The 6,961-nt window shown below is 72.2% G+C and carries 10 protein-coding genes; 6 read left to right on the forward strand and 4 right to left on the reverse strand.

Annotated features, from left to right (window positions below):
• Positions 1-241 (forward strand): hypothetical protein (locus HMPREF0731_RS23295; protein ID WP_007005323.1); only part of this gene is annotated, 241 nt, incomplete at its 5' end.
• Positions 242-250: 9 nt separating this feature from the next.
• Here the strand turns inward: HMPREF0731_RS23295 and HMPREF0731_RS16540 are convergent.
• Positions 251-967, reverse strand: coding sequence for a GntR family transcriptional regulator (locus HMPREF0731_RS16540; protein ID WP_245538352.1), 717 nt, complete (start codon positions 965-967; stop codon positions 251-253).
• A 58-nt stretch (positions 968-1,025) separates the two neighbouring features.
• On the opposite strand from HMPREF0731_RS16540, the gene HMPREF0731_RS16545 reads away from it, so the two are divergent.
• Positions 1,026-2,243: a CaiB/BaiF CoA transferase family protein gene (locus tag HMPREF0731_RS16545; RefSeq protein WP_083854550.1), complete on the forward strand. Its 1,218-nt coding sequence runs from the start codon at positions 1,026-1,028 to the stop codon at positions 2,241-2,243.
• A 22-nt stretch (positions 2,244-2,265) separates the two neighbouring features.
• Positions 2,266-2,796, forward strand: coding sequence for a gamma carbonic anhydrase family protein (locus HMPREF0731_RS16550; protein WP_007005326.1), 531 nt, complete (start codon positions 2,266-2,268; stop codon positions 2,794-2,796).
• Positions 2,797-3,009: 213 nt separating this feature from the next.
• Here HMPREF0731_RS16550 and HMPREF0731_RS16555 read toward each other — a convergent pair whose 3' ends face one another.
• Positions 3,010-3,696, reverse strand: coding sequence for a DUF5320 domain-containing protein (locus tag HMPREF0731_RS16555; protein WP_040613790.1), 687 nt, complete (start codon positions 3,694-3,696; stop codon positions 3,010-3,012).
• Entirely contained in the window at positions 3,693-4,382 is a 690-nt protein-coding gene (locus tag HMPREF0731_RS16560; protein ID WP_157136185.1) for a ParA family protein, read from the reverse strand. Before HMPREF0731_RS16560 ends, HMPREF0731_RS16555 begins: the two co-directional genes overlap by 4 nt.
• A gap of 190 nt (positions 4,383-4,572) precedes the next feature.
• On the opposite strand from HMPREF0731_RS16560, the gene HMPREF0731_RS16565 reads away from it, so the two are divergent.
• Positions 4,573-5,535, forward strand: coding sequence for a 2-hydroxyacid dehydrogenase (locus HMPREF0731_RS16565; RefSeq protein WP_007005328.1), 963 nt, complete (start codon positions 4,573-4,575; stop codon positions 5,533-5,535).
• A 5-nt stretch (positions 5,536-5,540) separates the two neighbouring features.
• Positions 5,541-6,224 (forward strand): flavin reductase family protein, encoded by a 684-nt coding sequence (locus tag HMPREF0731_RS16570; protein WP_007005329.1) that lies wholly within the window; start codon positions 5,541-5,543, stop codon positions 6,222-6,224.
• Between the two features lie 21 nt (positions 6,225-6,245).
• On the opposite strand, the gene HMPREF0731_RS16575 is transcribed toward HMPREF0731_RS16570, so the two are convergent.
• A complete protein-coding gene (locus tag HMPREF0731_RS16575; RefSeq protein WP_007005330.1) occupies positions 6,246-6,557 on the reverse strand; it encodes a hypothetical protein in 312 nt (103 codons plus the stop codon).
• 129 nt (positions 6,558-6,686) lie between these two features.
• On the opposite strand from HMPREF0731_RS16575, the gene HMPREF0731_RS25660 reads away from it, so the two are divergent.
• Positions 6,687-6,961, forward strand: a 275-nt coding sequence (locus HMPREF0731_RS25660; protein WP_007005331.1) for a LysR family transcriptional regulator, incomplete at its 3' end; no start/stop codon positions are given.

Genomic DNA, 6,961 nt, shown 5'->3' on the forward strand with positions numbered 1-6,961 from the left:
CGCCGTGCCGCTGCCGCGCTGCCGGGGCGTCGCCGTGGTGGCGGGCGGCACCGGCGGGCGCGGCTTCAACCCGCTGCTGGGCGGCGACAATGACGGCATCGTCACCGTGGCCGAGACCCGCATGCCGGAATGCGAGGACGGCTTCACCCTGCTGCGCGCCCTGCACACCCCGCTGGCCGCGCATCCCGGCACGGTCAACGCGGCGCTGGGCTTCCTGGAGAGCGGCCGCCTCGCCGCCTGAGCCGCCGCGTCAGCCGGGCGGCGCGCTGGTGGCGCCGAAGCGGCGCTTGCCGCCGCGGATATGCGCCTCCCCCGCCGCGCGCGCCGCCGCCGCGTCGCCCGCGCGCAGCGCGGCCAGGATGGCGGCGTGCTCGGCATTGCTCTCGCGCATCTTCTCCGGCTGCACCAGGGCGCGGCGGCGGAACAGGGTCAGCTCCTTGCCGAGATCGGCGTGGATGCGCTGGGCCCGCGCCCCCGCCCCATGCTCGAACAGCGCCGCGTGGAACGCGATGTTGAGCCCGTAGTAGCCCGGCGCGTCCTCCTGCGCCGCCGCCGCCTCCATCGCCGCGACCAGCGCGCCGAGCCGCTCCGCCGCCGCCTCGGGCAGGCGCACGGCCAGGCTGGCGCAGGCCTCGCCGGTCAGCAGGGCGCGCAGGTCGTAGAGCTCCAGCGCCTCCTCGGCGCTCAGCTTGCGCACATAGCTGCCCTGGTTGACCACGGTGACCACCAGCCCCTGATGCTCCAGCCCGCGGATCGCCTCGCGCACCGGGCCACGGCTGACGCCGAGCCGCGCGGCCAGCGCCTGCTCGTTCAGCCGGCTGCCGGCGGGGGCGCGGCCCTCCAGGATCATCCGCTCGATCTCCTGCCGGACCACACTGGTCAGGGAGGCGGTGCGCAGCAGCCGCAGCGTGTCATGGGGCTCGCCATTCATGCCGGGAGGATGGCGGGACAGGGTGCAGATCGTCAACAGTTTGCACCGGCATCGGAACATGCTAGCGATTTCGCCGGACAAGGGAGCGACCGAGATGAATGACAGCAGCCCCGCCGCGCGGCCCGCCGGCATGGCCTCCTCCGCCCTGGCCGGCACGGTGGTGCTGGACCTGACGCGGGTGCGCTCCGGCCCCACCTGCGTCCGCCAGCTGGCCGATTGGGGCGCCGATGTCATCAAGATCGAGATGCCGGAGGGGCTGGATGCCGGCGACCCGATGGGCGGCCCGCGCCTGGGCCCCGACTTCCAGAACCTGCACCGCAACAAGCGGGGCATGACGCTGAACCTGAAGGACCCCGAGGGGCGCGCCCTGTTCCTGCGCCTGGTCGAGCAGGCCGATGTGGTGGTGGAGAATTTCCGCCCCGATGTGAAGGACCGGCTCGGCATCGGCTACGCGGCGCTGGCGGAGGTCAATCCGCGCATCATCCTGGCCTCGATCTCCGGCTTCGGCCAGGACGGGCCCTATGCCGGGCGCCCCGGCTTCGACCAGATCGCGCAGGGCATGGGCGGGCTGATGTCGATCACCGGCCTGCCCGGCCAGGGGCCGGTGCGCGTCGGCATTCCCATCGCCGATCTCTGCGCCGGCCTCTTCGCCGCGCAGGGCATCCTGGTCGCGCTGCTGGAGCGCGAGAAGAGCGGACGGGGGCAATGGGTCTCCACCAGCCTGCTGGAGGCGCAGCTCTTCATGCTGGACTTCCAGGCGGCGCGCTGGCTGATGGCCGGGGAAGTGCCGAAGCAGGCCGGCAACAACCACCCGACCAGCATCCCGACCGGCGTCTTCCCCACCAGCGACGGCCATATCAACATCGCCGCGACCGGCCAGCGCATCTGGGAGCGCACCGCCGAGGCGCTCGGCCGCCCCGACTGGACCAGCAACCCGGACTATGCCGATGGCGAGGCGCGCAGCCGCAACCGCGACGCGCTGAACGCCGAGATCGCCGCGGTGACGGCGACCCGCAGCAGCGCCGAATGGGTCGATGCGCTGAACCGCGCCGGCGTGCCCTGCGGCCCGATCTACAGCATCGACCAGGCCTTCCAGGACGCGCAGACCGAGCATCTGGGCATCGTCCGCGAATTGCCGCGCGAGGGCGAGGCGGTGCGCTATGTCGGCCAGCCCTTCCGCCTGTCGCGCACGCCGAGCGCGGTGGTGGCGCATCCCCCGGCGATCGGCGAGCACACGGAGGCGGTGCTGCAGCAGCGCCTCGGCCTCGATGCCGAGGCCATCGCTGCGCTGCGCGCGCGCAACATCATCTGACGGCCGGGAGAGGGAGACGAGCATGCCCATCTATGCACTGGATGAGATCGCGCCGCGCCTGCCGGAACCCGGCCGCTACTGGATCGCCCCGGACGCGCATGTCATCGGCGATGTGACGCTGGGCGACGAGGTGGGCATCTGGTTCGGCGCGGTGCTGCGCGGCGACCGCAGCCCGATCACCCTGGGGGCCCGCAGCAATGTGCAGGAAGGCGCCATGCTGCACGCCGATCCCGGCTTCCCGCTGCGGGTCGGCGCCGGCGTGACCGTCGGGCACCACGCCATCCTGCATGGCTGCGACATCGGCGATGGCTGCCTGATCGGCATGGGCGCCACGGTGCTGAACGGGGCGCGGATCGGCCGCCACTGCCTGGTGGGCGCCAACGCGCTGGTGACCGAGGGCAAGGAATTCCCCGAGGGCAGCCTGATCGTCGGCAGCCCGGCCCGCGCCATCCGCAGCCTGGACGAGGTGGCGATCGAGGGGCTGCGCCGCTCGGCCGATGGCTATGTGGAGAATTGGCGCCGCTTCGCGGCCGGGCTGAAGCGGCTGGACTGAGCACGGCGCCCTGAGGGGAGGGCCGCTCCTCCCCGATTGGGCATGCTTTGCGCCCAGGCCCCTCCGGCCGGGCGGGGCGCGCCAGCCCCGCCTTGGCGCGGGAAGGTCGTCCGGCGTCCCTCAGCCGGCACAGCCACCCCCGAAGCGAGCGCGGGGCCGGCACAGCCGGATGGCGCCGCGGCCAGTCCCGGACATCCGGGTCCCCCGCCCTGACTACCCGGCCAGCGCCCCCGCGCCGCGGCGCAGCTCGGCGATGCGGGCGCGGATCGCCACCAGCTTTTCCTCCAGCCGCCGCTCCTGCTCCAGCAGCCGGTCCAGCTCGGCGGCGGGCGGCGGCCCGGCATTCTGCCCGGTCAGCGGCAGGCGGCGGAAATGCTCCGCCTCCTTGCGCGTCACCGAGGGGCGCAGCACCCCGGCCTCGATCGCCTTCTGGATGCGCTGCGGCTCGTAATGGGTGAAGACATAGGCGACGCTGTAGCTGTCCGGCAGCAGGTCGAGCGGCAGCCGCCCCTCCTCCACGGCCAGCGCCACCTGGCGCCACATCACCGCGCGGTTCTTCGGCACCTTGAACAGCGTGTCGCTGCGGTCGATCAGCAGCTTCCATTCCTCGGGCGCGAATTTGCGCTCGGCCGCCAGCAGCGCCTTGCCCATCTGGACATACAGCTCGATCTGCCGCGCCGCCCCGTTGCGCAGCGTGTTGTAGAGCACGGTCGCGGCACGGACCTTGTCCTGGTCCTGCAGCACCCCGGTGCCGGCGAAGAGCCGGTGGAACTCATCGACGAACTCCTGCGGCGCCACGCTGAGGTTGCGCAGCCCATCCGCCTGCCGGTCCGGCTCGGCCAAGGCGGTGCTGAGCTTCTGGCCGATGGAGAGGATCCGCCCGCTGCTGCCGCGGCTCATGCGCCCCTCCCCTTGCGGCGCGGCGGGAAACCGGCCTCGCGCCGCACATACTCCCACACCGCCACGAAATCCGGCCGGGACTTGGACTTCGGATTGTCCGCCGCGCTCAGCCCGTCCACATGCCCCAGATGCGCATCGGACAGGTTGCGCACCGTGACCGGGCAGAGCGGCGCCAGGCGGTTGAACTGCTCCTTCAGCGCGCGGACGAACACCTCGCGCTCATTGGCGCGGTTCAGCACGGCGGCGGTCTTCACCCCCATCTCGGTCAGGCGGGTCAGCCAGGGGCCGGTGCTGTCGGCGTCGTTCATGGTGGCCTGGCTGGGCACCACCACCAGATCGGCGGCGCTGCACACCTCCAGCACCTGCGGCAGGCAGTGATCCACCGAGGGCAGCATGTCCACGATCACCAGGTCATGCCCCTGCGCCGCCTGCCGCACCGCGTGCCAGTCATTCAGGATATCGGCCGGCAGCACGTCGAAGCCGGCGATCTCCGGCCGGGCCTCGGCGGTGGCCAAGCGGCGGCGGCCCCATTTGGTCAGGGTCTGCTGCGGGTCGAAATCGACGCCGAGCGCGCGATAGCCCTCCTGCGCCGCCAGCGGCAGCAGGTTCTGGCAGAAGGTGGTCTTGCCCGAGCCGCCCTTGGGCGAGCAGAAGACCACGAGACGCGGCGCGGCAGGCCGGGCCATGGCAGGCATGCGAGGGTCCCATCCAGCTTTGTTCGGCGCCATGCTAGTGGCGTGCGGTTTACCGGTAAACCGTCCGCCGAAGCTTGTTGCGGCGGTTTACCGGTAAACCGCGCCCGGGCCGCCCTTGCCGGGGCCGGTTTTTCACCCCAGGCTGCCGCCTTCCGCCCACAGCCGAGGCCCGCCCCGCCGGATGACCCAGATCGTCGTGCTCGACCCCATCACGCCCGGAACCGCCGCGCGGCTGCGCGCCCTGCTGCCGCCCGGCATGACCCTCGACCACGCGACCGGGCGCGACGCCGAGCATCTGCGGGCGCTGGTGGCCGGGGCGGATGTCATCGTCTCGGGCCAGATCCCGGTCGATGCGGCGCTGCTGGCCGCGGCGCCCAAGGCCCGGCTGCTGCACAAATGGGGGGTCGGGGTGGACAATTTCGACCTGGAGGCGGCGCGCGCGCGCGGCATCACCGTCGCCCGCACCACCGGCAGCAACGCGGTGCCGGTCGCCGAATTCACCCTCGGCCTGATCATCGCCCTGATGCGCAACCTCTCCTGGGGCCACCACACGCTGCGCGAGGGGGAGTGGCGCACCAACCAGTCGCCCAAGCCCAGCCTGATGCTCAGCGGCAAGACGGTCGGCATCATCGGCTTCGGCGCGATCGGGCAGAATCTGGCGCGGCTGCTGCGGCCCTTCGGCGGGCCGATCCTCTACAGCAAGACGACCCGGCTGACGGAGGCCGAGGAGCAGGCCCTCGGCGCCCGCCATGCCACACTGGAAGACATCCTGGAGCAGTCGGATGTCGTCTCGCTGCACTGCCCGCTGACGCCGCGGACCGCCGGGATGATCGACCGGGCGGCGCTGCGCCGGATGAAGCGGACCGCCGTGCTGATCAATGTGGCGCGCGGCGGCGTGGTGGTGGAGGCGGATCTGGTCGAGGCGCTGCGCGCGCGCGAGATCCTGGGCGCCGCCATGGACGTGTTCGAGACCGAGCCGGTGCCGCCGGACAATCCGCTGCTGCGCATGGAGAATGTCGTGGTCACCCCGCATATCGCCGCCATGGCGGCGGACAATTTCGAGAAGACCATCGGCCAGATGTTCGGCAACATCGCACGCTTCGCCCGCGGCGAGGGCGTGCCCGACAGCGACCGGGTGGGCTGAGCGCCATGGCCCTCCCGCCCAGCTCCGGCTTCGACTTCAGCGCGCTGTCGCCGCGCGAGCGCTACAAGATCCTGATCGGCACCGTGGTCCCGCGACCGATCGCCCTGGTGACGACGCGCGACGCCGCCGGCAGCGCCAATGCGGCGCCCTTCAGCTTCTTCAACTGCCTCTCCGCCGATCCGGCCATCGTGGCGCTGGGGGTCGAGGTGAAGGCCGATGGCGCGCCCAAGGACACCGGCCGCAACATCCGTCAGAGCGGCGTCTTCACCGTCAACATCGTCTCGGACGCCATCGCCGAGGCGATGAACATCTGCGCCGTGCCCTTCGCCCCGGGCGTGGACGAGCTGGCGGCGGCGGGGCTGACCGCGCTGCCCGGCCAGGCCATCGACTGCCCGCGCATCGGCGAGGCGCCGGCCGCGCTGGAATGCCGGCTGCATTCCTTCCTGGAGATCGGCTCCTCGCGCGAGATCATCCTGGGCGAGGTGGTCTTCGCCCATATCCGCGCCGACGCGGTGGATGAGCGACTGCATGTCGACCCGGCGCGGATCGACGCGGTGGGCCGCATGGGCGGGCATGGCTATGCCTCGACCCGCGACTATTTCGACCTGCCGACCATGAGCGAGGCGCGCTTCCGCGAAGCCGGCGAGGCCGCCAATCGCCGCCAGCCCCGCCGGCTGGACGGCGGCTGACGCCCCCGGCGCGCCGGCGCCTCAACTCTGGTCGAAGCTGAGGTCCATCCAGCTGCGGATGGCATCGCGCGCCGCCGCTTCCCCGGCGAAGACCTCGCTGTTGTAGAGCAGGGTCTGCGGCCCCAGCGCGTCATGCTGCACCGTGACCGGATGCAGCGACACCGCGTGGCCCCGCTGGCGCAGCGCCGCCTCGATCTCCGTCGGGTGCCGCGCCAGCACGTCGCGCACGCCGACAAAATCATGTTCGTCGCTGAGGAAGCCGGTGCGCGTCAGCGCCTCGGCCGCGCCTTCCAGGAAGGGCTCGGTCAGCAGGGCGGCGAGGGGTTGGTCCATGGCAGGCTCTCCCGGTCTGTTCCGGGAGGCAACGCCCCGGCGGCGCGCCGGCTGCGGCACCATCCCTATTTTCCTTTTTTCTTATAATACCCGTTGCAGCATGCATTCGACGCATGCAACGCTTCCGTCATGGATGTGCGGCAGCTTGAGCTCTTCTCGGCGATCCTGGCCAGCGGCAGCCTCACCGGCGCGGCGCGGCTGACCGGCCGCTCGCAGCCTGCCGTGACGCGGCTGGTGCAGGAGATGGAGGCCGCCTGCGGCTTCCCGCTCTTCGACCGCAACGGTCCGCGCATCACCCCCACCGAGCGCGCGCTGCTGCTGCATGACGAGGTGGAGCGCTCGCTCGCCGCGCTGCGCCGGCTGCGCGACTGCGCCGGGCGGCTGGCCGCCGGGGCCGGGGCGGG

Source organism: Pseudoroseomonas cervicalis ATCC 49957 (assembly GCF_000164635.1).
Taxonomy (GTDB): Bacteria; Pseudomonadota; Alphaproteobacteria; order Acetobacterales; family Acetobacteraceae; genus Pseudoroseomonas; species Pseudoroseomonas cervicalis.

Coding starts and splice junctions, on each gene's coding strand:
- HMPREF0731_RS16545 (WP_083854550.1), top strand. CDS start 1,026: ATGAATGACAGCAGCCCCGCCGCGCGGCCCGCCGGCATGGCCTCCTCC.
- HMPREF0731_RS16550 (WP_007005326.1), top strand. CDS start 2,266: ATGCCCATCTATGCACTGGATGAGATCGCGCCGCGCCTGCCGGAACCC.
- HMPREF0731_RS16555 (WP_040613790.1), bottom strand. CDS start 3,696: ATGAGCCGCGGCAGCAGCGGGCGGATCCTCTCCATCGGCCAGAAGCTC.
- HMPREF0731_RS16560 (WP_157136185.1), bottom strand. CDS start 4,382: ATGGCCCGGCCTGCCGCGCCGCGTCTCGTGGTCTTCTGCTCGCCCAAG.
- HMPREF0731_RS16565 (WP_007005328.1), top strand. CDS start 4,573: ATGACCCAGATCGTCGTGCTCGACCCCATCACGCCCGGAACCGCCGCG.
- HMPREF0731_RS16570 (WP_007005329.1), top strand. CDS start 5,541: ATGGCCCTCCCGCCCAGCTCCGGCTTCGACTTCAGCGCGCTGTCGCCG.
- HMPREF0731_RS16575 (WP_007005330.1), bottom strand. CDS start 6,557: ATGGACCAACCCCTCGCCGCCCTGCTGACCGAGCCCTTCCTGGAAGGC.